Source organism: Chromohalobacter marismortui (assembly GCF_004364315.1).
Classification (GTDB): domain Bacteria; phylum Pseudomonadota; class Gammaproteobacteria; order Pseudomonadales; family Halomonadaceae; genus Chromohalobacter; species Chromohalobacter marismortui.
Genome location: NZ_SOBR01000006.1, coordinates 86,638 through 111,744, shown reverse-complemented (window position 1 = coordinate 111,744; position 25,107 = coordinate 86,638). Strand labels below are relative to the sequence as shown.

Here is a 25,107-nt window from a genome sequence, read left to right as displayed (position 1 = left end):
CACTTTGCTATGACCATGGACATCCATGTGGAGGAGGGCGACGTCGAACGTCTCTCCCTCAAGGAATACACCGAGAAGGCGTACCTCGATTATTCGATGTACGTGATTCTCGACCGGGCGCTGCCGCATATCGGCGATGGCATGAAGCCGGTGCAGCGCCGTATCGTCTATGCCATGCGCGAGTTGTCGCTGACGGCGAGCGCCAAGTACAAGAAGTCGGCACGTACCGTCGGCGACGTGTTGGGCAAGTTCCACCCGCATGGCGACAGCGCCTGTTACGAGGCGATGGTGCTGATGGCGCAGTCGTTCAGCTATCGCTATCCGCTGATCGACGGCCAGGGCAACTGGGGCAGCCCCGACGATCCCAAGTCGTTCGCGGCGATGCGCTACACCGAGGCGCGACTGTCGAAATTCTCCGAAGTGCTGCTCTCCGAGCTCGGCCAGGGCACGGTCGACTGGACGCCCAACTTCGATGGCACCCTCGACGAGCCGGCCGTGCTGCCCGCGCGTCTGCCGCACGTGCTGCTCAATGGCGCGACCGGTATCGCGGTGGGCATGGCTACCGACATTCCGCCGCATAACGTGCGCGAAGTCGTGGACGCGACCTGCCATCTGCTGCGCCATCCCGAGGCCACTGTCAGCGACCTGATGGCTTACGTGCCGGCGCCGGATTTCCCCACCGAGGCCGAAATCATCAGCCCGCCGAGCGATCTCGCCAAGCTCTACGAGAGCGGGCGCGGCTCGGTGAAGCTGCGCGGGCGCTATACGCTGGAGGAGGGCAACGTGGTGGTCACCGCGCTGCCCTATCAGGTCAGTGGCGCCAAGGTGCTGGAACAGATCGCCGCGCAGATGCAGGCCAAGAAGCTGCCTATGGTGGCGGATCTGCGCGACGAGTCGACCCATGAGACGCCCACCCGGCTGGTGCTGGTGCCGCGTTCCAATCGGGTGGATGTCGAGGCGCTGATGGCGCATCTGTTCGCGACCACCGACCTCGAGAAGAATGTGCGCGTGAACCTCAACGTCATTGGGCTGGACGGTCGCCCGCGGGTCATGGCGCTGAATGCCATCCTCGATGAATGGCTGCGCTTTCGTCGGGCGACGGTCCGGCGGCGGCTCGAGCATCGCCTCAACAAGGTCGAGGATCGCCTGCACATCCTCGAAGGCCTGCTCACGGCGTATCTCAACATCGACGAGGTCATCCGCATCATCCGCGAGGACGATGCGCCCAAGCCGGCGTTGATCGAAGCCTTCGGGCTCAGCGAGCGCCAGGCGGAGGCGATTCTCGAATTGCGCCTGCGCCACCTGGCCAAGCTCGAGGAGTTCAAGATTCGTGGCGAGCAGGACGAGTTGCTCGCCGAGCGCGACCGCCTCAAGGAATTGCTGGGCAACGATGCCGCCTTGACCGACCTGATCGAGCGTGAATTGCGCCGGGATGCCGACGATTACGGTGATGCACGCCGCGCGCCGTTGGTCGAGCGCGGCGAGGCCAAGGCGCTCTCCGAGGTCGAGCTGATCGGGGCCGACCCGATCACCGTGGTGTTGTCCGAGAAGGGCTGGATTCGCAGCGCCAAGGGGCACGAGATCGATCCCGCCGGCCTGTCCTACAAGGCGGGTGACCGCTTCCACCTGGCCGCGCGCGGCAAGTCCAATCAGCCGCTGGTGCTGCTCGACGACGCGGGCCGCAGTTACACGCTGACCGCGCACAATCTGCCCTCGGCGCGCAGTCAGGGCGAGCCCATCACCGGGCGCGTCAATCCCGGCGCCGGCGCGCGCATGGTCGGTGTCATGCTCGATGTCCCCGAGGCGCGTTACCTGCTGGCCTCGGATGGGGGCTATGGCTTCATCGCCCGGCTCGACGATCTGATCGGCAAGAGCAAGGCGGGCAAGGCCGCGCTCAGCGTGCCCAAGGGGTGCAATGTGCTGCCGCCGGTGGCGGTGCCGGAAGGCGAGGATACGCGCATCGCCGTGGTCTCCAACGAGGGGCGTCTGCTGGTGTTCCCGCTCGAGCAGTTGCCGGTGATGGCCAAGGGCAAGGGCAACAAGATGATCGATATTCCCGGCGCGCGGGCCGCCAACCGGGAAGAGTTCGTGCGTGATCTCGCCATGCTGCCCGCCGGCGCTTCGCTGGTGGTTCACGCCGGTAAACGCAAGCAGACGCTCTCGAGCCGCGATCTCGACTATTACGTCGGTGAACGCGGACGTCGGGGCAGCAAGTTGTCGCGTGGCTTCCAGAAAGTCGACCGCTTAGAGGTCGAAGAGAAATAGAAGAAGGAAGGCAGAAGATGAAAGACGCAAGGTGGGATATTGTGGTTTTCTTCCCGCTTTCAGGCGCGTGGCGCCGTTCTTTCTTCTTACATCTAGATCCAGAGGTGATATGACACAGCGGTTATTGATTCGCGCCGGCGGTCCCGACCATCCGGGCCAGTTGGCAGCGCTAGGCGCGGCCTTGATGGAATGCCAAGCGCGGCTTGTGGACATTCACCAGCACAGTGCGTTGGGCCACATTACCTTCGAGATGCTGGTGAATTCTGAGGTAGGCGCCAATGCCTTCACATCGCAACTGAACGAGCATCTCGCCGCGAAAGGCCTGGCCCAACGGGGACTTGCCGTCGAGGTCGAGGCGGTAGCGGCGGATAGAGGGCAAAACTTGAAGGCTCAGGCCGAGATGCCGCGCTTGATCGTGTCGCTGATGGGGCCACGGCTGCCGACGACAATGCTGGCCGAGCTCGGTGAACTGGCGGCGGCGCATGGGTTGAGCATCGAACACATGCAGCGCCTGTCGGGCGTGACCTCGCTGGAAGAGGAAACATCCTTCGGCGCCTGCGTGGAGTGCCTCCTGCGCGGCCCGGCGGTCGCGTTGCCCGACCTGCGTGAACGGGCATTGGCGCTGGGCGCGCGGCATGGTGTGGATATTGCCATTCAGGAGGACAGCCTGTGGCGCCGCCACCGCCGCCTGGTCTGCTTCGACATGGACTCGACCCTGATTCAGGCCGAAGTGATTGATGAGCTGGCCCGGCGGCACGGTGTCTACGATGAGGTGGCCGCTGTCACCGAGCGTTCCATGCGTGGCGAGCTGGACTTTAAGCAGAGCTTTCGCGAGCGCATGGCCAAGCTAGAGAGGCTCGATGAGTCGGTATTGCGCGAGATTGCCGAAAACCTCCCGCTGATGGATGGCGTCGAGCGCTTGATGGCGCATCTCAAGCGCCTGGGCTATCGCACGGCGATCATTTCCGGGGGTTTCACCTATTTCGCGCGCTACCTGCAGGCGCGCCTGGGGTTCGATGAGATACACGCCAATGAGCTGGTGATTCACGAAGGCAAGATCACCGGTGAGGTGCGCGAGCCGATCATCGATGCCGATCGCAAGGCCTGGCTATTGGGCGAGATTGCGCGTCGCGAAGGCTGGGACATGGCGCAGACGGTGGCCGTGGGCGACGGGGCCAACGACCTCAAGATGCTGGAAAGCGCGGGACTGGGCATTGCTTTCCGCGCCAAGCCGTTGGTGCGTCAGCAGGCGCGGCAGTCGATCAGTACGTTGGGGCTGGACGCCGTATTGTACTTGCTGGGCTATCATGAGGATGAGTTGGCTCGCCTCCTGTAGTGCTGCCAGACACTATTCAAGTCTTGCATGATATCGTCGATAATGGATGACATGCCCTTACACGAGCACCCTCGCAGCGGAGTGCTCGTTTTCGTTTCGTCAGTACAGAGACTCAGATGCCATCATCCGACTCCGTATCTTCCCAAGATGTCACACATCCAGGTGAGCTGCTGGGGCTCATCGAGGCGTTAATGCGACCGGGTGGTGCAAGCCTGTGTTTCGAGACGGGCGATGGCGCGCCGTGGCCGGTGGTGGTCATGGACGTCGAACAGGACGTCGCGTTGAGCGTGGATGTGTCGGCCGTGCGTGAGATCGTGCCGCGCTTGCGGCGAGGCGAACCGTTTCACCTGATGGGACAGGCCGACGGCGCAGTGATCACCACCCAGACGCTTGACGTGCAAGAGTGGCGTGAATCCGACGCGCGCTTGCAAGTCGTCTGCGATTATCCGCAAGCGGCATCGCTGCTGCATCGGCGCAGCAGCTTTCGTGCTTCTTTGCGTGCGGGCATGGAGGTAGCCGTCACACTGCGAGTGGCGGGTGAGGATACGCCGTTCGAGGGACGGCTCGGCAATCTGTCCATGGGCGGCTGCCTGGTGGAATTGCCACTGGCCGCGGCGGCGGCGCTCAAGCCTGAGCAGGTGATCGATAGCATTCGTCTGGCGTTTCCCAATCAGCGCCATTTCGAGTTGCCGGCATGCGTTCGCCATGTGCGCACCGATGAAGGGTGGACGCAGGCTCAGGCCGGTTGTGAGTTCGCCGACCTATCGCCGGCCATGGAACGCCTGGTGTGGTATTGCGTGAAAGAGATCGAGCGTGAGAGCGCGCGCAGCGCCATGCATGACGGACGTCCCCTGGAGCCCTCGTCACTGTTTCAATCGCCCCGCGAGACCCAGCAGAAAGCCGCTCGCCAACGGCAAACGCAGCCGCAGCCGGGAGGTGCCGTGGCGGTCAGGTTGCAGAAGGTCGCCGACTATCTGAATGCGCAACTGGTGCAGTTGAAGAGTGGCGAGGCGGTGGCCTCGACACAGTTGTCACGCAGTACCGATACGCTATTGACGTTGTGGCAGCAGGACCGACAGGCCCTGCTGTATGCCGTGGCGTGTCTGCGGGACGAGTCGCGCCTGATTCAGCACAGTCTGGCGGTGGCCGTGCGCATGCTGGACTTAGGGCAATCCCGGGGCCTGCCCTCGGAGCGCCTCAAGGCCGTGGTCGCCTGTGCGCTGGTTCATGATCTCGGCAAGGGGCTGCTTCCGGACAGCTTGCTACGCGACGAGACATTGAGCGATGCCGAGCAGACTCAGTTACATCGTCATGTCGGATTGATACGCGAGCGTCTCGGCGAGTGTCGCTGGCTGGATGAGGATGTCGCGGCCCAAGTGATCGGCATGGCCAACGAGCGTCTCGACGGTAGTGGCTATCCTGCTGGGCTCGAGAGCGAGTCGCTGCCGACTCTGGCGCGCATGATGGCGGTGGTCGATGTCGCTGATGTCATGACCCGGCCGCGCCCGGGACGTGCCGCCTGGACGCAGCGCGATGTCTATCGCCACCTGTTCACGCATGCCGACGCCTTCGACAACACTTGGGTGCAGCGCTATATTCGCCGCTTCGGCGTGGCGCCGATCGGTTCTCTGGCGTTGTACGCCAACGGCGCCCTGGCATGGGTCAAGCATCATGACGCGCGCGGCAATCCCGACGCGGTGCATGTGGTGCTTAATACCCATAGTCCCAAGCGGCGTCTCGACCAGCCGCTGAGCGGTCCCGACCTCGACCAGTTGGGGGCATTGAAGGACACCGTCAATTCCGCGCGCTATCGGTTGACGCCGGTTTAGCGAGCATTCGGTCTGGCTCGCGTGGCGTTTCGTTGCGCTTGACGGCGCCATATGAGCCACACTGCTGATGAAGACGCTCAGTCGACCAGGGAGAGTGGTTCATGGGAAGAACAGTGGCGACACCCTGCGGCTTCATGCCGCCTCACGTACTCGAGCGCGTCGCGGCGCAGGGCTCGGTACGTCTACGCCGTTGTGCCCAGCAGACGCTCGAGGCCGATCACTGGTTTCGCCAGCGTGGCGCGTCGGCACCGCAGCGGGATGCTGCGCGAGCCGTCGCCGGGCGACCCGACCGCCGGATTCACAGTGCCGAGAATGAGCAGACGCTGCCGGGGCGCCTGGTGCGCGACGAAGGCCAGCCAGCGAGTGGCGATCCAGCGGTGGACGAAGCTTATGAATGGCTGGGTGCGACCTACCGGTTCTACTGGGAGGTCTTCGGGCGCGACTCCATCGATGCCAAGGGCATGCCGTTGATCGGCACCGTGCATTACGCTCGTGATTACGACAATGCATTCTGGAACGGCTCGCAGATGGTCTTCGGCGACGGTGATGGCGATCTGTTTCGGCGGTTCACGGCGGCGCCGGAAGTCGTCGCGCACGAATTGACTCACGGTGTGATCGAGCGCGATGTCGGCCTGGTCTATGCCGATCAGGCCGGGGCGCTCAACGAGTCGCTGGCCGATGTGTTCGGGGTGCTGGTCAAGCAGTACCATGCCGACGAATCGCCCCAAGCGGCCGATTGGCTCATCGGCGCGGCGCTGTTGACCGACCGGGTGCAAGGCCGTGCACTACGCTCCATGGCAGCGCCGGGGACGGCATACGATGACCCCGTGCTGGGACGCGATCCGCAACCGGGCCACATGCGCGATTTCGTCGATACGCAGGCCGACAACGGCGGCGTTCACATCAACTCCGGCATACCCAACCGGGCCTTTTACCTGGCGGCGGTAGCCCTGGAGGCGCCGGCGTGGGAGAGCGTCGCGCCCGTGTGGTATGCGGCGATGCGCGATGACGCCCTGAGCCGGGAATCGGATTTCGCGGCTTTCGCGGCACTCACCGTGGCACATGCCCGGCGCCAGCATGGAGAGGGAAGTCGCGAGGCGCGTGCGGTGGATGACGCCTGGCGCGAGGTGGGCGTCGTCTCATGAGCCGCGTCGACGTGCCGTTGCTGTCGCACGACATGCGCCTGGCGATCAGTCGCGAGGGCGGCTTTGCCTATCTGCCGGGACTGGCCGCCCCGCGCGAGATCGAGTGCGAGCGGCTCTCGGATGACAAGTGCGCCCGGCTCGGCGAGTGGCTTAGCAGGCTGGCGAATGTTCCCGAGGCGTCGACCACCGGGGCCGATCGTCGCTGCTTTCGGTTGACGCTGAGCTCGCGACGCACCGGCGAGGCCTGCTGGCAGCGTCGGCTGGACGAGCCATGTGCGCCGGCCTGGCTGGTACGCCTGTGGCGCGATGGCGAGAGCGCGCTCGACGAGGACGACCCGGCAACGTAAGGTCGGGTTGACACGCCGTGCATGCAGCTGTTTAGTTAACCACATGATGACTTTCGACATGCGACTACCACGTCTGGACCTACGACTTACCATCGGCCTATGAGCCGACGGGATGCCCCGCGCATCGTCACCCTTCCGGTACAGTGACCCCGGTCCAACGAAGAAAAATCCGCCATGTCGAACACCGCCACCGCCCCGAATGTTTACCGCGCCTTTTCCGTGCGTTCGCCCATGTCCGGCGATGCCGTCCGCGCGTCGATTCACCGCCTCACCGCGCCCCGCGACGCCTTCGAGCCGCGGGGCGTCGTCGTGTTCGGGCGGGGCGATTTCCACAACGCCTATCGCTGAAGGAGGCAACGCCATGATGCTCCAGGACCCTTCCACCAAATATCGCCCCTTCGAGGCCGTCGACCTGCCCGACCGTCAATGGCCGGCGCAGCGGATAACGCATCCGCCCGTGTGGTGCAGCGTGGACATGCGCGACGGCAACCAGGCGCTGATCGACCCCATGGACCTCGAACGCAAGCGGCGGTTTTTCGACCTGCTGGTCAAGACCGGCTTCAAGCAGATCGAGGTCGGTTTTCCCTCGGCCTCGCAGATCGACTTCGATTACGTGCGCGAGCTGATCGAGGACGATGCGATCCCCGACGACGTGACCATCCAGGTGCTGACCCAGGCGCGGCCGCATCTCATCGAGCGCACCTTCGAAGCGCTGGAAGGCGTCAAGCGCGCCATCGTGCATGTCTACAACGCCACCGATCCGGTGTTTCGGCGCGTGGTGTTCGGCGTCGACAAGGCCGAATGCATCAAGATCGCCACCGACGCCACGACACAGATCAAGGACATGATGGCGGCACGCCCGAAGACCGACTGGACCTTTCAGTACTCGCCGGAACTCTTCACGTCGACCGAGCTGGATTTCGCCGTGGATATCGTCGATGCCGTCAGCGAGGTCTATGCACCGACACCGGCCAAGCCGATGATCGTCAACCTGCCGGCGACGGTGGAAATTGCCACGCCCAATCATTATGCCGACCAGATCGAGTGGTTCTGCCGTCATGTGGCGCGGCGCGATAGCCTGGTGGTGAGCGTCCATCCCCACAACGACCGCGGCACCGGCGTGGCGGCGGCGGAGCTGGCGTTGATGGCCGGCGCCGACCGTGTGGAAGGCACGCTGTTCGGCAACGGCGAACGTACCGGCAACGTGGATATCGTCACCCTGGCGATGAACATGTATACCCAGGGCGTGCATCCGCAGCTCGACTTTTCCAACATCACGCCGCTGATGCGCGAGGTGGAGCACTGCAACCAGTTGCCGGTGCATCCTCGCCACCCGTATGTCGGTGACCTGGTGTTCACGGCGTTCTCGGGCTCGCATCAGGATGCCATCAAGAAGGGCATGGCCGAGCGCCGCGACAATCCCGACAGCCTTTGGAGCGTGCCGTATCTGCCTATCGACCCGCTCGACGTGGGGCGTTCCTACGAGGCGGTGATCCGCGTCAACAGCCAGTCGGGCAAGGGCGGGGTGTCCTACCTGCTGGAGCAGGAGCACGGCATCGAGTTGCCGCGTCGTCTGTCCATCGAGTTCAGCCAGGTGGTGCAGACGGTGGCCGAGCGTACCGGGCGCGAGATCACCTCCCAGATGATCTATCGCACCTTCGAGGACGAATATCTCACCAGCCGCGACCCCTATGCGCTGATCAATCATCGCCTGAGTTCGGACGACGATAGCCCGCGCGTACGCCTCGACGCCCAGATCGACGAGCAGGGCGAGCGCCGCCATGTCACCGGCGAGGGCAACGGTCCGCTGGCCGCCTTCATCAAGGCGCTGGCGGCACATGGACTGGACGTCGAGATCATCGACTATCACGAGCACTCGCGCGGCCAGGGCGCCGATGCCGAGGCGGTGGCCTATGTCGAGGTGCGCGTCGAGCAGACGCCGGTGTTCGGGGTCGGTGTCGACGAGAGCATCACCAGCGCCTCCATGAAGGCGGTACTCGGCGCGCTGAATCGCCACTGGCGTACTCAGCAGGCGCCGGCGCCCAACGTCACCGCCGAGACGCTCGGCGAGTCCTGAGGCCGGCATGGGCATGCGTCGCCGCGCGCTCCTCCTCGGCCTGACGTTCGCGGTGGCGGTACTCGTGCTGGCCGGGGCGCTGGCGGTTCTGGCGCCCTCGGGGGCGGCCCCCTCGGCCGGCGAGGGGGCGCGCTCGGGCGTCGTGACGCTGCGCGAGGCCTACCGGGAGCATCGCAGCGGGCTGCAGGTCGAGGCACGCGGCGAGGTGATTCGCCTGTTGCCGGACGACGACGATGGCAGTCGCCATCAGCGCTTCATCCTGCGCCTGTCGAGCGGCCAGACCGTGCTCATCGCCCACAACATCGACCTGGCGCCCAGGCTCGAGGGATTGCAAGCCGGGGACAAGGTGGGCTTTTTCGGTGAATATGAATGGAACCCCGAGGGCGGCGTCGTGCACTGGACGCATCACGACCCTGGCGGCGACCATCCCGGCGGGTGGCTCGAGTACCAGGGACGGCGCTATCACTGAACGTCGCGATTTCCTGCCTGCCCGGCAGTGGCGTAGGCTGGAGCGATGCATGAACCGCAAGGAGACGAACATGCCCGAGCATTCCCGCTTCCAGCACGCTCTCGAGGCCCTGGACGCCGCGCATGCCGAGGACCCGCGACGCGAAGTGACCGATAGCGGCGAGGTGGCCGCCGAGCTTCTGTACGCCCAGCGCATGAGCGAGTGGCTGGCGCGTGTCGCCCCGCATGCGTCGGAACCGCTGCAACTGGCGGTACGCGCCCAGCATCTGCGGCGCTGGGAAGTGCCGCGCGGCGACTACCCGCAGGATCGTCCCGGCTACCTGGCCTGGCGGCGGGATCTGGGGCGGCGCCAGGCGGCGTTGGCCGAGACGATCGTGCGCGAGGCGGGATACGACGAGGCGGCGGTACAGCATGTGGGCGCCTTGATCCGCAAGGAGAACCTCAAGCGCGATGCGGACACCCAGGCGCTCGAGGATACCGCCTGTCTGGTCTTCATGGCCCATTATTTCAGCGATTTCGCCCACGAGCACGACGACGACAAGCTGGTGCGCATCGTCGCCAAGACCTGGCGCAAGATGTCGCCGCGCGGACACGAGCTGGCATCAGCGCTGACGCTGCCCGAGCGGGAACGCGAGCTCGTGGCGCGCGCCCTGTCGGCGTGAGGCCATCGAGAACCTAGGCCAGTGGCGTCTTGCTGGCCTCCCCGGGAATCTCGCGCACCAGGCGCGGCATCAAAAAGCCGGCGAGCCGGGTGCGCAGGGTCTCGACCAGCGTGACCGCCTCGGCATCGGGGACGTCGAAATGCGCGGCACCCTCGACGGGGTCGAGCACGTGCAGGTAATACGGCAGGATGCCGACCTCGAAAAGCCGCTCTGAGAGCCGGGCGAGCGTCTCGACGTCATCGTTGATGCCGCGCAGCAGCACGCTCTGATTGAGCAGGGTGACGCCGGCGCCGCGCAAGCGCGCCATCGCCTCGGCGACATGCGTATCGATCTCGTTGGGATGGTTGATGTGTACCACCATCACCGTCTGCAGGCGGGTGGCGGCCAGCCAGTCGAGCAGGGCGCCATCGACGCGGTCGGGAATCACCACCGGCAGGCGCGTGTGCAGGCGCAAGCGTTTGAGGTGCGGTATGTCCGCCAGGCGTTCGGCCAGCCAGGCCAGGCGACGGTCGGGCGAGGCCAGGGGGTCGCCGCCGGAGAAGATGGCCTCGTTGATCGAGGTATCCTGACGCAGATAGTCGAGCGTGGTCTCCCACTGCCCGCGCGAGGGCGAGTTCTCGGCGTAGGGAAAGTGGCGGCGAAAGCAGTAGCGGCAGTTGATGGCGCACGCCGGACTGGCGATCAACAGCACCCGGTTGCGATACTTGTGGATCAGCCCCGGCCGGGGACGGTGCTCGGCTTCCTCGAGTGGATCGCTGACAAAACCGGCGACGCTGTCGCTTTCCCGTTCGAGGGGCAGCACCTGGCGCAGCAAGGGGTCGTCCGGATCGCCATGGCGAATGCGCGATAGATAGGCGTGCGGCACGCGTACCGGAAACAGGGCATGGCCCTCCTCGGCGCCCGGCAGCCAGGCCGGATCGAGCCCCAGGTGCCGACACAGCGCGTACGGGTCGCGCACCGCGTCGCTCAGTTGAGCTTGCCAGTCCTGGGAGCGCTGACGCGGGGTCAACGTGGCACCTTTGGAGGCGCCATCGTCGTGCTCGGCATTCTCGCTCTGCAAAGCGATGGATGTTCGGGTTATCATGGGCGGCTATTTCCTATGGGCCTCGTGATGGCGGTGGTGTCATCCCATGACGAGGCGCATCGAGCAATCTGCGTAGCGCACGCTACGACGCATGCAACTAGCGAGGCATCATGGCGACGTATTCTACCAATGAATTCAAGGGCGGTCTGAAAGTCATGCTTGACGGGGATCCGTGCAGCATCCTCGAAAACGAGTTCGTCAAGCCAGGCAAGGGCCAGGCATTCAGCCGCGTCAAACTACGTAACTTGATCACCGGACGCGTCTGGGACCGGACCTTCAAGTCCGGCGAGTCGCTGGAAGGTGCGGATGTGCTGGAGCTGGACATGGAGTACCTCTACAGCGACGGTGACATGTGGCACTTCATGCGCACCGACGGCTCCTTCGAACAGTATGCGGTCGACAAGAAGGCCATCGGCGATGTCGAGAAGTGGCTCAAGGAACAGGTCGTCTACACCGTGACATTGTGGAACGACAACGCGATTGCCGTCTCGCCGCCCAACTTCATCGAGCTGGAAGTGGTCGAGACCGACCCCGGCCTCAAGGGCGACACGGCACAGGGTGGCTCCAAGCCGGCCACGCTGTCCTCCGGCGCGGTGGTGCGTGTGCCGTTGTTCATCAACGAAGGCGAAGTGCTCAAGGTCGACACCCGCAAAGGGGAATATGTCAGCCGCGCCTGAGTTGGGCATGGAAGGTCGAAAACGCCGAGCTCATCGCTCGGCGTTTTTGATGGAGAAACCTCATGAGTGATGATGCTTGGATGGGTGATGGTGACTGGCATCCCTCAGCCGAAATCGCGATGCTGCGCGAGCGGGCGCGGCTCTTGGCGCGGGTGCGAGCTTTCTTCGCCGAGCGCGATGTGCTGGAGGTGGAAACGCCGGTGTTGGGGCATGGCGGCAGCACCGACCCGCACCTGGCGAGCCTGTCGCTGGAGGCGACGACCCCGGGTGGGCGTGAACGGCTCTGGCTGCAGACCTCACCGGAGTTCCACATGAAGCGGCTACTGGCGGCGGGCAGTGGCCCGATCTTTCAACTGGCGCGCAGCTTTCGCGACGGCGAGGCGGGGCGGCGCCATAACCTCGAGTTCACCATGCTCGAGTGGTATCGGCCGGGCGTCACGCTGGATGAGTTGATCGCCGAAGGCGATGCGCTGATCCGTCATGTCTTGTCGGGTGACCCGGGCCCCTTGCGTCGTCGTCGCTATCGCGAGCTGTTCCGCGATGCGCTGGATCTCGATCCGTTCACGGCACCGCTCGAGGCATTGCGTGCGCGTGCCGAAACGATCGGGGAACTATCCATGCGCGATGCCGACCGCGATGGGTGTCTGGACCTGCTGATGAGCCTGGTGATCGAGCCGGAACTGGGGCGAGGCGGTGTCGATGTCGTCATCGATTATCCCGCCTCGCAGGCCGCGCTGGCCCGCAAGCATCGCGATCCCGAGGATGGGATGGAGGTCGCGGCGCGCTTCGAGATCTATCTCGCCGGGCTCGAGCTCGCCAACGGCTACGACGAACTCACCGATGCCGCCGAGCAGGCCGTTCGCTTCGAGGCCGACAACCGCCAGCGTCAGGCGCTGGGCAAGCCCCACGTCGATATCGACCGACATCTGCTCGCGGCGCTCACGGCCGGCATGCCTTCCGGCAGCGGGGTGGCGCTGGGCATGGATCGCTTGATCCAACTGGCGCTGGGCAAGGAAAGCGTGGCGGAGGTGATGGCGTTTGCCACGCCGCGTTGCTAGCGCCGAGCCCAGCCTGGCGGAGCCAGCCCCAGCGGGGCGCTGTAACCCTTCCCCGGCGCTACTTTTCCATCCCCGGCTAAAAGGCCCTCGCTTCGCCTTGCCTGGCGATTCTATCCTGGTCGAGGCGCACAGGAAGCGAGGGACTGGCCCATGCTGACCACCAGGCCGTCGGTGCAGACATCGCGAAATGCGACGTCGTGGCCGAAGCACATCACCACGGTGGAGCCGAGCTTGAAGCGACCCATTTCCTGACCCTTCTCGATCACGATGGGCTCGTCGAAACGCGTCGTCTGGACACGTCCGCTGAGCGGGGTGACCTGACCCGCCCAGACCGTTTCGATGGCGGCGACGATCATCGCGCCGACCAGCACCATCGCCAACGGACCGTGTTCGGTGTCGAACAGGCAGACCAGGCGCTCGTTGCGGGCGAAGAGCCCCGGCACGTGGCTGGCGGTGGCCTTGTTGACCGAGAACAGCCGCCCCGGTACGTAGACCATTTCGCGCAGGGTGCCGGTGACGGGCATGTGCACGCGGTGATAGTCGCGCGGGGACAGGTAGACGGTGGCGAAGCTGCCCTCCCGGAACGGCGCGGCGCGGGCGGCGTCACCGCCGAGCAGGGCGTTCAGCGAGTAGGTATGCCCCTTGGCCTGGACCAGGGTGTCCTGGCGTATGGCGCCGAACTGCGAGAGTTTGCCGTCGGCCGGCGAGACCACGCCCTCGCCGATGGGCCGGGCATCCGCGCGCAACGCCCGGGTGAAGAAGTCGTTGAAACAGGCGTAAGCCTCGGGGTCGCTGTCGAGCGCCTGGCTCATGTCGACATCGAAGGTGCGAATGAATCGCCGAATCGCCCAGTCCTTGAGCCATGGCGTGCGGCTCTCGGCGAGCTTGCCCACTCCACGCGAGATCAGGTGGTGGGGAAGGGGGTACTGCATTCTGGCGAAGAGTTCGTCGCGATCCACGGGCGTATCCACGGCAACGGAAGAGAACCCGCCACCTTAGTCGCAGCGGCGGGGCGTCGCAATACTTCATTGACGGCGACGGGAGGATCGAACGCGCTTCCCTCGTCCAGTCACCGGGGCTCAGCGCTCGATGGGTGTGTCGTCTCGGTTGCCCCATTCCTGCCAGGAACCTGGATAGGCGCGCATCTTCTCGAAGCCCAGGGCCTTGCCGACCAGCCAGGTGAAGCCGCTGCGGTGGTGGCTCTGGCAGTGGGTGACGATCTCCATGTCCGGGGTCAGCCCTTTCGCCTCGAGTTCGGCGACGAGTTCGGCGTAATCGCGCAGGCGCAGGTGGCGTTCGGGGTCCATGGCGTCGGTCCATTCGAAATTGACGGCGCCGGGGATATGTCCCATATGGGCGTTCTTGCCTTTTTCGCCGCGATATTCGTCCGGCGAGCGAGCATCCCAGACCGCGAGTTCACGCTCACCCAGACGCTCGATGAGTTCCTCACGACGGATCTGAGCCTGGGGATGATGGATCGTCGCCTGGTAATCGCTGGGCGTGGGCGCGCTGGGTTCGCGTTCGACGCGTTGCCCGTCGGCGCGCCAGGCATGGATGCCGCCGTTGAGGTAGGAATACCGGGTATGGCCGATCAGCTCCAGCGTCCACAGCAGGCGCCCGGCCCAGCCGCCGCCTTCATCGTCATAGGCGACGACATGCGTGTCGCGGGTCAGACCGAGTTCGGAAAACAGCGCGGAAAGCGCCTCTTCGTCGGGAATGTCGTTGGGTACCGTGCCGCTGCCGACGAGGAGGCGGCGATGATCGAGGAACACCGCGCCGGGTACGTGGCCGTCGGTGTAGCTGTCGGCCTTGAGCGGTACATCGACGATCAATAGTTCGGGGGCGCCGAGATGCTCGGCGAGCTGCTCGGGCTCGACGATCAGCGGCAACAGATTGTCTTCGGAACTCATGGTCTTCTCCCACGGGTAACGTTGGGCGCGTGAATGCTGACCAGAGCATGGCACAAGCACACGGCCTTGTGCAGCCATGCGTGGCCGGGGATGAGCATGAGGGGCGAGATTGGCTATACTGCGCGAGGTCTCATCCCAACCCAACCTGTGTGGAGAACGCGACGTGTTCGAACGACTTTTCGGCATCCGGGCTCAGGGGAGTACCCCGCGCACCGAGATCCTGGCGGGGATCGCGACCTTTCTGGCTTCGATGTACATCATCGTCGTCAATCCGGCGGTGCTCAGCGATGCCGGCGTGCCCTTTTCCAGTGCCTTGACCGCGACCGTGCTGGTCAGTTTCTTCGGTAGTGTGATGATGGGGTTTTACGCCAAGAACCCGATCCTGGTGGCGCCCGGCATGGGCATCAACGCGTTGTTCGCCTACACCATGGTGCTGGGGGCAGGCATGGAATGGCAGACCGCGCTGGGCTGCGTGTTCTGGGCGGGGGTGATCTTCGCGTTGCTGGCGGCCTTCAATGCGCGTCAGCTGGTGATCGATGCGATTCCGGCGCAATTGCGTTATGCCATCGCCTGCGGCATCGGCCTCTTCATCACCACCATCGGGCTGGTCAACGCACAGTTCATCGTGCCCAATCCGGTCACGGTGGTGGGCATGGCTTCGCTCGACCCGGTGCTGGTGACCTTTCTGATCGGCTTCGCGGTTACCGCCTGGCTGGTGGTGCGTAACGTTCCCGGCGCGCTGATTCTGGGCATCGTCTTCACCACCTTGGCCAGCGTGCCGATCGGCCGCTGGTGGGGCGATGGCAGCCGCTATTTCCCCGAGGAGCTGGCGACGCCGACGTTGGTCAACTTCAACGGCGTCTTTTCGATGCCGGATCTCAGCGGCCTGATGGCACTCGATCTGTGGGGCTCGCTGTCAGTGGCGTATTGGCCGTTCATCTTCGTGTTGCTGTTCACGACTTTTTTCGACGCGCTTTCCACCTTCATGGGGGTCTCCGAGGCGGGCAACCTGAAGGATGCCGATGGCAACCCGCGCAACATTCGGCGCTCGATGATCGTCGATGCCAGCGCCGCGCTCATCTCCGGGCCGCTGGGCACCAGCCCGGCCAACGCCTATGTGGAATCCGCCGCGGGGATCAGCCAGGGCGGTCGTACCGGGCTCGTCGCGGTGGTGGTGGCGGTGCTGTTCCTGCCGTTCCTATTCCTGTCGCCGTTGTTATCGCTGGTGCCGGCGATCGCCACGGCACCGGCCTTGATCCTGGTGGGCGTGTTCATGATGGACCCCATCCGCAAGATTCATTGGCACCAGTTCGACGACGCCATCCCGGCCTTCGTGGCCATGGTGCTGATTCCCTTTACCTATTCGATCACGCATGGCATCGCGTTCGGTTTCCTGGCCTTCGTGGTCGTCAAGCTGGCGGTGGGCAAAACCCAGGAAATCAAACCCACCATGTGGGTGTTGTTCGCGCTCTCGCTATTGCTGCTGTTCGAAGGGTAGAAAAGATCGATCTAAACGGATAGCGGGAAGGTTGCGTGTTGTGATTCTCGAGGCACGCGGCGTAGTCAAAGTGTGATAGAAAATAGACTCAGGCAACGAAAAAGGCGGCTGTAAAAGCCGCCTTTAGATTTCTTGCCATTCAAGCTTGTGGTTTAGACGTCGAGGATGCCTGCATCGCCGGCGTCATCCCATTCGCCGTCGTCCCAATGGCCATTTTCGTCGGCGTCATAAGTGGTGTAGACGCCGTCGTAGAATTCGCCTGAATCCAGGTAGCCATCATCGTTGGCATCCCAGGTGGCGTAATCCCAGTCGTAACCGAGTTCGTTGAATTCGTCTTCGTCGATCAGGCCGTCGCTGTTGAGGTCCCAGTCCGAGAATGTGCCTTGATCGGCCATGGTGCCGTAGAACTCATCCTTGCTGAGCTGGCCGTTTCCGTTGGCATCCTGATCGCTGAAAGCTGCAAAAGCGCTGGTGGATGCAAAGGCCAGTGCGATACCGAAGATGATTTCCTTGCGCATGAGAAACTCCTTTAGTTCCAAGTCCTTGGGACATTGAGTAATTGCGGCTTTTGGTGTCCTTTCTTCCGAAAGCGACACCCCCATTTTTAGAAGACAGGAGATGCTGTGTCAAAGGGTAAATCCGATAAGAAGATGAAATAGTCGCATGTATCGTTAGTCGGTAATGTCGGTAATTAAAGGATATAAAGTTCTTGATTCAGATTAATTAAGTGCAGAATGTATTGGTATATAGTCAGGCAAGGACGTATTTCTTTTGTGCCGATTCATCATGCCTGTGGCTGACGCGCCATTCGTGTCAGAAAGACGTCCATCACCCGCGCATAGAGCGCGGCGCCCAGGTGGGCGTCCTCGACCCCGGCATCCAGATTGGGATTGTCGTTGACCTCGATGACCACGACGCGCTCGCCGATCTGCTTGAGGTCGACGCCGTAGAGGCCGTCGCCGATCAGCCGGGTCGCCTTCAGCGCGGCCTTGATCACTGCCTGCGGCACTTCCGAGGGCGGATGCGTGGTGAAGCCGCCACTGCGGACCTTTTGCCGGGAGTGGTCGTAGATCTGCCAATGCCCGCGTGCCATGTAATAGCGGCTGGCAAACAGCACCTCGCCATCCAGAATGCCGACCCGCCAGTCGAAATCGGTAGGCAGCCACTCCTGCAGCAACAGCAAGGCGGACGCGGCGAACAGACGCGAGGCCTCCTGCCTGAGTTCATCGAGCGAGTTGATCTTGACCACGCCCTTCGAAAAGGCGCCGTCGGGGATCTTGAGCACCATGGGAAATTCGAGCTCGGCAATCTTGGACGGCAGATTCGCCAGATCGTCGCGGCTGAGCAATAGTCCCTCGGGCGCGGGAACGCCGCGTGCCGCGAGCAAGGCATGCAGGTAGACCTTGTTGGTGCAGCGCAATATCGATTGCGGGTCGTCGATCACCACCAGGCCTTCATGCTCGGCGCGCTTGGCCATGCGATAGGTGTGATGGTCGAGGCGGGTGGTCTCGCGGATGAATAGCGCATCGAACTCGGCCAGACGGCCTTCGTCCTTGCGGGTGATCAGGCTGACGTCGATGCCTTGCAGTCGGCCGGCGCGGATGAACTGCTTGAGCGCACTCTTGTTGCTGGGCGGCAGCGCCTCCTTCGGATCGATCAGAATCGCCAGGTCGAAACGGTAGCGACGCCGCGCCTTGGGCGTGCGCCAGACCTTGCGCGAGTGACGGTTCAGGGCGGCCGCGAAGCGGTCCTGCTCGCCGCCCTGCAAGGACGTGAGCGCCAGGGGCTTGAGCCGGGTCAGCCGCCATGTGCCATGACGCTTCTGGAACTTGGCTTCCAGCAAGGGACACGGCAGACGCTCGAAGAGGCGTCGTGCCAAGCGGCCAAGCCCGTCGTGCTCGCATTCGCCAAACAGCAACGTCAGGTGCAGCGTTTCGCCCGTCAGCGCACCGCGTCTTTCAAGATCGCACATCATCGGCTCGAGGGATTCGAGCTGCAGGTCGACCAGCGCCTTGCGCGACAGCTGGTTGAGCGTCTCCACCGATGGCAGGACGCGTTGGCCGCGGGCCTGGGCCAGCAGCGAGACGTAGTAGCCGGTTTCCAGGTAATCGAGGCTGCGGCACAGGTTGATGACATGCGTCGCGTCGCGCGTCTTGTCCGGTGACGTCGACGCCTGGGCCAGAAAGTCGGCGGCACTGATCAGGTCGTCGGTGGGGTAATAGGGGGACCAGTCGTCGCGGCGGTCGACGACGATGCGCAGGCGGGACATGAACCTTCCTCGTAGGGGAAAAGGAACGGCGATAGGCGTCGTTCGCCCTGTCGAATACCCGCCTAGAATGCGCAGTGGCCTGCCCGCAAAACAATAGCCTTATCTTGAAATAATTTCATGGCGAGGGCACGTGACAGACGTCGTGGCGCTACTCACAATCCGCGCAAACAGGGAGACTTCAGCATGCTTTGCTCGCTGCGGCCCGCCGTCGTTGCCGACCTCGATGTCCTGTGTCAACTCGAGGCGACGTGCTTCGACGGCGATCGCTTCACACGCCGCCAATTGGGTTACCTTCTCGCCCGTGCCAATGCCCATACGCTCGTGGCCGTGTCCACCGACAACGAGCGTGCCGTGGGGTACGCGACACTCTTGTTCCGACGTAATAGCCAGACCGCACGCCTGTATTCCTTCTGCGTGAGCCAGGAGGCACGCGGCGGCGGGGTGGGGCGTGCGCTCCTCGAAGCGCTCGAGCGCGAGGTCAGTCGGCGCGGCCTGACCCGCATGCAACTGGAGGTGCGCGCGGATAACCGCGTGGCACTGGGCTTGTATCGGCGCATGGGCTTCTCGCCGCGGCGCTGGCTGGAAGAGTACTACGTCGATGGCTGCGCGGCCTGGCAGATGGACAAGGCATTGCCTGCGACCGGACGAGATGCGACGACACCGGACACGCCGGCAGACGGGCAACGCCAGGACGGAGACTGCCGGGAGCATGCTAGAATCGCGCCCGATCTAAGCCCAGCGAGGAAGTGAACATGCCGTCTTTCGATATCGTCTCCGAGTTCGACAAGCATGAAGCCAGCAATGCCGTCGACCAAGCCAACCGCGAAATCCAGACCCGTTTCGACTTCCGGGGCGTGACCGCGAGCTTCACCCTGGAGGGCGAGACGGTGACGCTCGAGGCCGAGGTGGACTTCCAGCTCAAGCAGATGCTCGACGTGCTGCGCAACAAGCTGATCGCACGCGGGATCGACGCGCGCTGCATGGACATCAAGGAAGCGGTGACGAGCGGCGTGCGGGCGCATCAGGAGGTCGTGCTCAAGCAGGGGCTCGAACAGCCGGAGTGCAAGGACATCGTCAAGCGCTTGAAGGAGGCCAAGCTCAAGGTGCAGGCGCAGATCCAGGGCGACAAGGTCCGCGTCACCGGCAAGAAGCGCGACGAACTGCAGCAGGCGATCGCGCTGCTCAAGAGCGACGCCGGCCCCGAACTGGCCCTCCAGTACACGAACTTTCGCGATTGAGCGCTTTTGTCACCCAGGCTTGATGGCCATCAACCTAACGTTTGACCGACGTTGCGGCTCGCCCCTCATCGCTCGATTCTATCGCCATAACAACCGCGACAGAACATAACGAGCGACGGGGGGAATGCACATGTTTGACCTGGGACGCGGCTTTCTTGCCACGGTCGAGCGGCGGCCGCATGCCGTGGCGATCAGCGATGGCGGGACGCACAAGACCTACGCGCAGTGGTATGCGGACATCCAGAGCGTGGCGCGTCACCTCGGATGGCTGGGACTCGGCAAGGGTGATCGACTGCTGATGGCGATGCATAACCGTTGGCAGATGGCCACCCTGTACTGGGCCTGCCAGTTTGCGGGCATCATTGCTACACCAGTGAACTGGCGTTCGACCGCCTTGGATATTCGTTACTATCTGAAGAATTCGGGGGCCGGGGTCATCGCCTATGACGATGCGGCCGCCGAGGCGGTGCTGGCGTGCGCCGAGGCTCATCGGATACCGCAGATCGTGGTCGGTACTGCCATGCCGCCAAGCGCCATTGCCTTTGATTCGATGCTTGGCTCGACCGGCGACACGTTACTGATGGCGACGCCCGACGACTACTCGATGATGCTCTATACCTCGGGGACTACCGGCAGGCCCAAGGGCGTACCGCGTCGTCATCGTGTCGAGCGGGCCGCGACGGCCGCGTACGTGGCTCAGAACCTGTATCGCCATGACGAGACCGTGCTGGGCGTGATGCCGCTTTATCATGCCACGGGCGTACGCGCGCTGCAGGCGATGGCGATGGTCGACGGACGCTTCGTGTGCATCCCCAAGTTCGAGCCGGAGGCGACGCTTGACGCCATCGAACGTGAGCGCGTCACGAGCCTCAACCTGGTGCCGACGCTCTATCACATGCTGCTCGAAGCGCCGGGGTTCTCTCGGCATCGGGTGGCCAGCATCGACAAGGTCGGTTTTGCTGGCGCGCCGATGAGCGCAGGGCTGATCGCGCGCGTCGAGGCCGCCTTCCAACCCAGCCTGTTCGTCAACCAGTATGGCTGCTCGGAGCTTTATGCCTTGACCGTCGATCAGCATGCCAACCATAAGCCGGGTTCGTCGGGACGTGCGGCGCTCAACCAGCGGTTGCGGATAATCAAGATCGGGTCCACCTCACCGCAGATGTGCGTGTCACCCGGTGCGGAAGGCGAAATCATCGCCGACATGCGCGGGGACGAGGCATTCGAAGGCTACTGGGCGTGTCCCGAAGCGGATGACAAAGCCGTCAGGGAGGGGTGGTATTTCACCGGAGACACCGGGTATTTCGATGACGACGGGGATTTGTTCGTTACCGGGCGCGTCGACGACCTGATCAATTCCGGCGGCGAGAACATCAGTCCGCTGGAAATCGAAAACGTACTGTCGCTGCATCCGCAGATCGAGGAAGTGGCGGTGGTGGGTCTTCCCGACGAAAAATGGGGGCAGGCGGTGACGGCATTCATCAAGGCACGCAGCGCCCTCGATGAGCGGGAACTCGGGAGCTATTGTCTGGATGCCGGGCTGACGCGCTTCAAGTGTCCACGTAGCTATCGTTTCATCGAGGAGCTGCCCAAGTCGCCAGTGGGCAAGGTCTTGCGTCGCGTGCTGCGCGTGCAGAGCGTAACATCCGGGGTGCAGGGCGCACCGACGCAGCAGGCCAACGTGACGATGGGATGATGCCGACTGCAGGAGGAAGGCTTGTGATCGTGAGCCGATGAGGCCGCCGCCTTGGTCTTGGCCCCTCGCTTTGCGCTAGAATGAACGCACGTGTCCAGTCCTTGGCGATAATCGCCTCGATAGCAAGGGACGATTTCTCTGGATACGCTATTCGGGCTTCTAATGAAAGAGGTGGCGTCGGGCTTCGCCATGCCTGCCAGCGATCTCGCGTGAAGCTCGGCGTTTCCCTCTATCAAGGCAAGGTGGCGCGGCGCATGTACGATATACGCAAACTATTGTTCATCTGCTTGGCTGGCGTCAGCTTCTCTTTGGGGGTGGTCGGTTTGTTTTTGCCGGTCATGCCGACGACGTGCTTCATGTTGGTAGCGGTCTGGGCGGCTTCGAAGAGCTCACCGCGTTTCGCCAACTGGATTCGGTGTCATCCGCGCTTTGGTCCCTCCATTCTCGCCTGGGAACGCGAACGCGCCATTCCCCGCCATGCCAAATGGATGGCATGCGCCATGCTGGCTGTCTCGATGGGCGTGATTGCCTTCACGGTCGATTCACTCGCGCTGCGAGTAGCGTTGATCGTGGGTCTGGCGGGCATCGCGGTATGGATCGTGACCCGCCCCACACCGTCGCCGGGGCGGTGCCCGGTGTTGTCATCCTTCGAGGAATCCTCTTCCAGCCAGCGCCAGGAGTCCCGCTGAGGACCAGACGAGGCGCGGTCTAGCCCGCACTTTTGAGCCGACTCCATCGGACGCCGTACAATGCCCGGCATGCCCCTCGCGTTTTGTGCGCGAGGCGATGTCTTGGGGGCGAGTGCATGCCCCGATCTCAAGGAGCGTCGATCGATGTCCGAACCGCAAGCGACCTATCTCAAGGATTACCTGCCGCCCGCCTATCGGGTGACGCATACCGAGCTGAAATTCGACCTGGCCCCCTCGGCCACCACGGTGACGGCGCGCCTGCATGTCGAGCGCCACCCTGAGCGCGAGGCAGGACTTCCGCTGCGCTTTGCCGGCGACAAGCTGTCGCTGGTGCGCATTGCCGTGGATGGGCAGGAGCTGCAGGCCGATGAGTACGAGGTCGATGACGAGGGGCTGACCATCGCCAGCGTGCCGGAGCGCTTTTTGCTGGATACCGAGGTGTCGATCGACCCGGCCGCCAATACCGCCCTCGAGGGACTTTATGTGTCCAGCGGCATGTTCTGCACCCAGTGCGAACCGGAAGGCTTTCGGCGGATCACCTTCTACCCCGACCGCCCGGACGTCATGGCGACCTTTTCCACCACGGTGATCGGGGACAAGACCGAGGCGCCGGTGCTGCTCTCCAACGGCAATCCGGTGGAAAGCGGTGAGTTGCCGAATGGCCGGCACTTCGTGACGTGGGAAGACCCGCATCCCAAGCCGAGTTATCTGTTCGCCCTGGTGGCGGGCAAGCTCGAGAAGGTCGAGGATCGGTTCACCACGATGAGCGGGCGTGACGTCACCTTGCAGATCTGGGTCGAGCCGGAGAACCTGGACAAGACCGACCATGCCATGGCCTCGCTCAAGCGCGCCATGCAGTGGGATGAAGAGACCTACGGTCGCGAATACGATCTCGACCGCTTCATGATCGTCGCCGTCAACGACTTCAATATGGGCGCCATGGAGAACAAGGGGCTCAATATCTTCAACTCGGTGGCGGTGCTGACGCATCCACAGACCGCCACCGACGCGGCCTTCCAGCGTGTGGAAGGCATCGTGGCACACGAGTATTTCCATAACTGGTCGGGTAACCGCGTGACCTGCCGTGATTGGTTCCAGCTCTCGTTGAAGGAAGGCTTCACGGTCTTCCGTGACCAGACCTTCAGCGCCGATACCAACTCCGCGCCGGTCAAGCGCATCGAGGACGTCTCTTTCTTCCGCACGGCGCAGTTCGCCGAAGATGCCGGACCCACGGCACACCCGGTGCGTCCCGACCATTATATCGAGATCTCCAACTTCTATACGCTGACGATTTACGAGAAGGGGGCCGAGATCGTACGCATGCTGCGTCACCTTCTCGGTTGGGAGACATTCCGTCAGGGGTCGGATCTGTACTTCGCACGCTTCGACGGCCAGGCGGTGACCATCGAGGATTTCGTCGATTGCATGGCGGAAGTCTCAGGGCTCGACCTGAGCCAGTTCATGCGCTGGTATTCGCAAGCCGGCACCCCGGAGATCGACGCCCATGGCGAATACGATTACGCCAAGTGCGAGTATCACTTGCGACTTTCCCAGCGTACGCCACCCACGCCCGGTCAGGCGGAGAAACTGCCGCTGCATATCCCGGTGCGCATGGGGCTGGTGGGCACCAAGTCCGGACGAGATCTATCGCTGACGCTGAATGGCGAGGCCTTGGGTCATGAGACGGTGCTGCACCTGCGCGACAGCGAACAGACCTATGTCTTCACCGACATCGACGAGGCGCCGACGCCATCGCTGCTGCGCGGCTTCTCGGCGCCGGTCTACCTGCGCTATCCGTATTCGCGCGAGGAACTGTCCTTTTTGCTGACCCACGACGCGGACGATTTCAACCGCTGGGACGCGGGACAACGGCTGACCATGCTGGCTCTCGACGACCTCATTGCGGCGCATCGCAATGGGGTTGAAAAGGTCATGGACAGTCGTGTCATCGATGCCTATCGACGTCTGTTGACCACCGAGACCGACGACAAGGCAGTGCTCGCCGAGATGCTGACGCTGCCCTCGGAAGCCTACATCGCCGAGCAGCAGCCGATGGTCGATGTGGATGCCATCCACGCCGCGCGCGTCTTCGTCAAGCAGTCGCTCGCCACGGCCCTGCGCGACGAGTTCCTGGCCATTCATGAAGCCCACCGCAGCGACGCGCCTTACGCGCCGGAGCCGGAGCAAATCGCACGGCGTCGGGTGAAGAATGTGGCGCTCGAATACCTGATGAGCATCGAGGACGATGAAGGCGTGTCACTGGCCGAGGCACAGGTCGACGCCGAGGACAACATGACCGATGTGCGCGCCGCCTTGACGATGTTGGTACACAGCTCGCGTAGTGACATCGCCGAACCGGCGCTCAAGGCGTTCGGCGAGAAATGGGCGCATGATCCGTTGGTGATGAACCAGTGGTTCACCATCCAGGTCACACGCCCGCAGGCGGATGTGCTGGAACGCGTCAAATACCTGATGGCGCATCCGCTGTTCTCGCTCAAGAATCCCAACAAGGTGCGCGCGCTGATCGGTGCCTTCGCAGCGCAGAACCGGATCAACTTCCATCGGCTCGACGGTGAGGGGTATCGCCTGCTGGCGGATGTGGTGATCGAGCTCAACAGCCTCAATCCCGAGATCGCCGCGCGCATCATCACCCCGCTGACCCGTTGGCAGCGCTTCGACGAGCAGCGTCAGGCGTTGATGAAAGCCGAACTCGAACGCATTCGTGCCGAGGAGCTCTCGCCCAACGTCTTTGAAATGGTCGAGCAGGCACTGGCCGAGGCCTGATCGCCGACTGTGGCACGAACGTGACGGCAAAACGCCGCTGCCTTGGCAGCGGCGTTTTTACGTGGGCACGTTTTGCGT

At 63.5% G+C, this 25,107-nt stretch carries 22 protein-coding genes; 17 read left to right on the top strand and 5 right to left on the bottom strand.

The annotated features are described in order from the left end of the window. The first annotated feature begins 9 nt into the window (after positions 1 to 9). From parC to C8E00_RS13080, 9 genes are all read left to right on the top strand, one after another. Complete coding sequence (gene parC, locus C8E00_RS13115) at positions 10 to 2,265, top strand: DNA topoisomerase IV subunit A (RefSeq protein ID WP_133697975.1); 2,256 nt, start codon at positions 10 to 12, stop codon at positions 2,263 to 2,265. Positions 2,266 to 2,374: 109 nt separating this feature from the next. Next, on the top strand, positions 2,375 to 3,601 hold the full coding sequence (serB, locus tag C8E00_RS13110; RefSeq protein ID WP_133697974.1) for a phosphoserine phosphatase SerB: 1,227 nt from the start codon (positions 2,375 to 2,377) through the stop codon (positions 3,599 to 3,601). 116 nt (positions 3,602 to 3,717) lie between these two features. Further along, positions 3,718 to 5,430, top strand: coding sequence for an HD domain-containing phosphohydrolase (locus tag C8E00_RS13105; RefSeq protein WP_133697973.1), 1,713 nt, complete (start codon positions 3,718 to 3,720; stop codon positions 5,428 to 5,430). 101 nt (positions 5,431 to 5,531) lie between these two features. Continuing rightward, positions 5,532 to 6,575, top strand: coding sequence for a M4 family metallopeptidase (locus C8E00_RS13100; protein ID WP_133697972.1), 1,044 nt, complete (start codon positions 5,532 to 5,534; stop codon positions 6,573 to 6,575). Beyond that, positions 6,572 to 6,922: a protealysin inhibitor emfourin gene (locus C8E00_RS13095; protein ID WP_133697971.1), complete on the top strand. Its 351-nt coding sequence runs from the start codon at positions 6,572 to 6,574 to the stop codon at positions 6,920 to 6,922. The genes C8E00_RS13100 and C8E00_RS13095 overlap by 4 nt, the downstream gene beginning before the upstream one ends. A 174-nt stretch (positions 6,923 to 7,096) precedes the next feature. Then, positions 7,097 to 7,270, top strand: a complete 174-nt coding sequence (locus C8E00_RS16640; RefSeq protein ID WP_166638322.1) for a hypothetical protein — start codon at positions 7,097 to 7,099, stop codon at positions 7,268 to 7,270. 13 nt (positions 7,271 to 7,283) lie between these two features. Further along, positions 7,284 to 8,999: a 2-isopropylmalate synthase gene (gene leuA, locus C8E00_RS13090; RefSeq protein WP_133697970.1), complete on the top strand. Its 1,716-nt coding sequence runs from the start codon at positions 7,284 to 7,286 to the stop codon at positions 8,997 to 8,999. Positions 9,000 to 9,006: 7 nt separating this feature from the next. Continuing rightward, a complete protein-coding gene (locus C8E00_RS13085) occupies positions 9,007 to 9,468 on the top strand; it encodes a DUF3465 domain-containing protein (protein ID WP_133697969.1) in 462 nt (153 codons plus the stop codon). A gap of 70 nt (positions 9,469 to 9,538) precedes the next feature. Beyond that, positions 9,539 to 10,129 carry a DUF4202 domain-containing protein gene (locus C8E00_RS13080; RefSeq protein WP_133697968.1) on the top strand — a complete coding sequence of 197 codons (591 nt, stop codon included), beginning with the start codon at positions 9,539 to 9,541 and terminating at the stop codon, positions 10,127 to 10,129. Positions 10,130 to 10,142: 13 nt separating this feature from the next. On the opposite strand, the gene epmB is transcribed toward C8E00_RS13080, so the two are convergent. After that, a complete protein-coding gene (epmB, locus tag C8E00_RS13075) occupies positions 10,143 to 11,213 on the bottom strand; it encodes an EF-P beta-lysylation protein EpmB (RefSeq protein WP_133697967.1) in 1,071 nt (356 codons plus the stop codon). A gap of 110 nt (positions 11,214 to 11,323) precedes the next feature. Between epmB and efp the strand changes: the two genes are divergently transcribed. Continuing rightward, complete coding sequence (gene efp, locus C8E00_RS13070; protein ID WP_133697966.1) at positions 11,324 to 11,890, top strand: elongation factor P; 567 nt, start codon at positions 11,324 to 11,326, stop codon at positions 11,888 to 11,890. Between the two features lie 62 nt (positions 11,891 to 11,952). Next, a complete protein-coding gene (gene epmA, locus C8E00_RS13065; protein WP_243833194.1) occupies positions 11,953 to 12,948 on the top strand; it encodes an EF-P lysine aminoacylase EpmA in 996 nt (331 codons plus the stop codon). A 110-nt stretch (positions 12,949 to 13,058) separates the two neighbouring features. Here epmA and asd read toward each other — a convergent pair whose 3' ends face one another. Beyond that, positions 13,059 to 13,880 carry an archaetidylserine decarboxylase gene (gene asd / locus C8E00_RS13060; protein ID WP_166638328.1) on the bottom strand — a complete coding sequence of 274 codons (822 nt, stop codon included), beginning with the start codon at positions 13,878 to 13,880 and terminating at the stop codon, positions 13,059 to 13,061. A 147-nt stretch (positions 13,881 to 14,027) separates the two neighbouring features. Further along, positions 14,028 to 14,858, bottom strand: a complete 831-nt coding sequence (locus tag C8E00_RS13055) for a sulfurtransferase (protein ID WP_133697964.1) — start codon at positions 14,856 to 14,858, stop codon at positions 14,028 to 14,030. A gap of 163 nt (positions 14,859 to 15,021) precedes the next feature. Here C8E00_RS13055 and C8E00_RS13050 point away from each other — a divergent pair, with 163 nt between their 5' ends. Continuing rightward, positions 15,022 to 16,356, top strand: coding sequence for an NCS2 family permease (locus C8E00_RS13050; RefSeq protein WP_133697963.1), 1,335 nt, complete (start codon positions 15,022 to 15,024; stop codon positions 16,354 to 16,356). Between the two features lie 152 nt (positions 16,357 to 16,508). Here C8E00_RS13050 and C8E00_RS13045 read toward each other — a convergent pair whose 3' ends face one another. After that, complete coding sequence (locus C8E00_RS13045) at positions 16,509 to 16,874, bottom strand: EF-hand domain-containing protein (protein ID WP_166638321.1); 366 nt, start codon at positions 16,872 to 16,874, stop codon at positions 16,509 to 16,511. Positions 16,875 to 17,140: 266 nt separating this feature from the next. After that, positions 17,141 to 18,625 (bottom strand): RimK family protein, encoded by a 1,485-nt coding sequence (locus C8E00_RS13040; RefSeq protein ID WP_133697961.1) that lies wholly within the window; start codon positions 18,623 to 18,625, stop codon positions 17,141 to 17,143. Positions 18,626 to 18,808: 183 nt separating this feature from the next. Between C8E00_RS13040 and C8E00_RS13035 the strand changes: the two genes are divergently transcribed. From C8E00_RS13035 to pepN, 5 genes are all read left to right on the top strand, one after another. Next, complete coding sequence (locus C8E00_RS13035; RefSeq protein WP_133697960.1) at positions 18,809 to 19,375, top strand: GNAT family N-acetyltransferase; 567 nt, start codon at positions 18,809 to 18,811, stop codon at positions 19,373 to 19,375. Positions 19,376 to 19,377: 2 nt separating this feature from the next. Further along, positions 19,378 to 19,863: a YajQ family cyclic di-GMP-binding protein gene (locus C8E00_RS13030; protein ID WP_133697959.1), complete on the top strand. Its 486-nt coding sequence runs from the start codon at positions 19,378 to 19,380 to the stop codon at positions 19,861 to 19,863. Positions 19,864 to 19,993: 130 nt separating this feature from the next. Further along, positions 19,994 to 21,556 (top strand): AMP-binding protein, encoded by a 1,563-nt coding sequence (locus C8E00_RS13025; RefSeq protein ID WP_133697958.1) that lies wholly within the window; start codon positions 19,994 to 19,996, stop codon positions 21,554 to 21,556. A gap of 254 nt (positions 21,557 to 21,810) precedes the next feature. Next, positions 21,811 to 22,245, top strand: a complete 435-nt coding sequence (locus tag C8E00_RS13020; RefSeq protein WP_133697957.1) for a YbaN family protein — start codon at positions 21,811 to 21,813, stop codon at positions 22,243 to 22,245. A 144-nt stretch (positions 22,246 to 22,389) separates the two neighbouring features. Beyond that, entirely contained in the window at positions 22,390 to 25,029 is a 2,640-nt protein-coding gene (gene pepN, locus C8E00_RS13015) for an aminopeptidase N (RefSeq protein WP_133697956.1), read from the top strand. Positions 25,030 to 25,107 lie beyond the last annotated feature (78 nt).

Bases quoted from the DNA above. Each gene is read 5' to 3' on its own strand.
- epmB (WP_133697967.1), bottom strand. From the start codon at position 11,213: ATGATAACCCGAACATCCATCGCTTTGCAGAGCGAGAATGCCGAGCAC.
- C8E00_RS13055 (WP_133697964.1), bottom strand. From the start codon at position 14,858: ATGAGTTCCGAAGACAATCTGTTGCCGCTGATCGTCGAGCCCGAGCAG.
- C8E00_RS13030 (WP_133697959.1), top strand. From the start codon at position 19,378: ATGCCGTCTTTCGATATCGTCTCCGAGTTCGACAAGCATGAAGCCAGC.
- C8E00_RS16640 (WP_166638322.1), top strand. From the start codon at position 7,097: ATGTCGAACACCGCCACCGCCCCGAATGTTTACCGCGCCTTTTCCGTG.
- pepN (WP_133697956.1), top strand. From the start codon at position 22,390: ATGTCCGAACCGCAAGCGACCTATCTCAAGGATTACCTGCCGCCCGCC.
- efp (WP_133697966.1), top strand. From the start codon at position 11,324: ATGGCGACGTATTCTACCAATGAATTCAAGGGCGGTCTGAAAGTCATG.
- serB (WP_133697974.1), top strand. From the start codon at position 2,375: ATGACACAGCGGTTATTGATTCGCGCCGGCGGTCCCGACCATCCGGGC.
- asd (WP_166638328.1), bottom strand. From the start codon at position 13,880: ATGCAGTACCCCCTTCCCCACCACCTGATCTCGCGTGGAGTGGGCAAG.
- epmA (WP_243833194.1), top strand. From the start codon at position 11,953: ATGAGTGATGATGCTTGGATGGGTGATGGTGACTGGCATCCCTCAGCC.
- C8E00_RS13035 (WP_133697960.1), top strand. From the start codon at position 18,809: ATGCTTTGCTCGCTGCGGCCCGCCGTCGTTGCCGACCTCGATGTCCTG.
- C8E00_RS13095 (WP_133697971.1), top strand. From the start codon at position 6,572: ATGAGCCGCGTCGACGTGCCGTTGCTGTCGCACGACATGCGCCTGGCG.
- C8E00_RS13040 (WP_133697961.1), bottom strand. From the start codon at position 18,625: ATGTCCCGCCTGCGCATCGTCGTCGACCGCCGCGACGACTGGTCCCCC.
- C8E00_RS13105 (WP_133697973.1), top strand. From the start codon at position 3,718: ATGCCATCATCCGACTCCGTATCTTCCCAAGATGTCACACATCCAGGT.
- parC (WP_133697975.1), top strand. From the start codon at position 10: ATGACCATGGACATCCATGTGGAGGAGGGCGACGTCGAACGTCTCTCC.
- C8E00_RS13100 (WP_133697972.1), top strand. From the start codon at position 5,532: ATGGGAAGAACAGTGGCGACACCCTGCGGCTTCATGCCGCCTCACGTA.
- leuA (WP_133697970.1), top strand. From the start codon at position 7,284: ATGATGCTCCAGGACCCTTCCACCAAATATCGCCCCTTCGAGGCCGTC.
- C8E00_RS13025 (WP_133697958.1), top strand. From the start codon at position 19,994: ATGTTTGACCTGGGACGCGGCTTTCTTGCCACGGTCGAGCGGCGGCCG.
- C8E00_RS13045 (WP_166638321.1), bottom strand. From the start codon at position 16,874: ATGCGCAAGGAAATCATCTTCGGTATCGCACTGGCCTTTGCATCCACC.
- C8E00_RS13080 (WP_133697968.1), top strand. From the start codon at position 9,539: ATGCCCGAGCATTCCCGCTTCCAGCACGCTCTCGAGGCCCTGGACGCC.
- C8E00_RS13020 (WP_133697957.1), top strand. From the start codon at position 21,811: ATGTACGATATACGCAAACTATTGTTCATCTGCTTGGCTGGCGTCAGC.
- C8E00_RS13085 (WP_133697969.1), top strand. From the start codon at position 9,007: ATGGGCATGCGTCGCCGCGCGCTCCTCCTCGGCCTGACGTTCGCGGTG.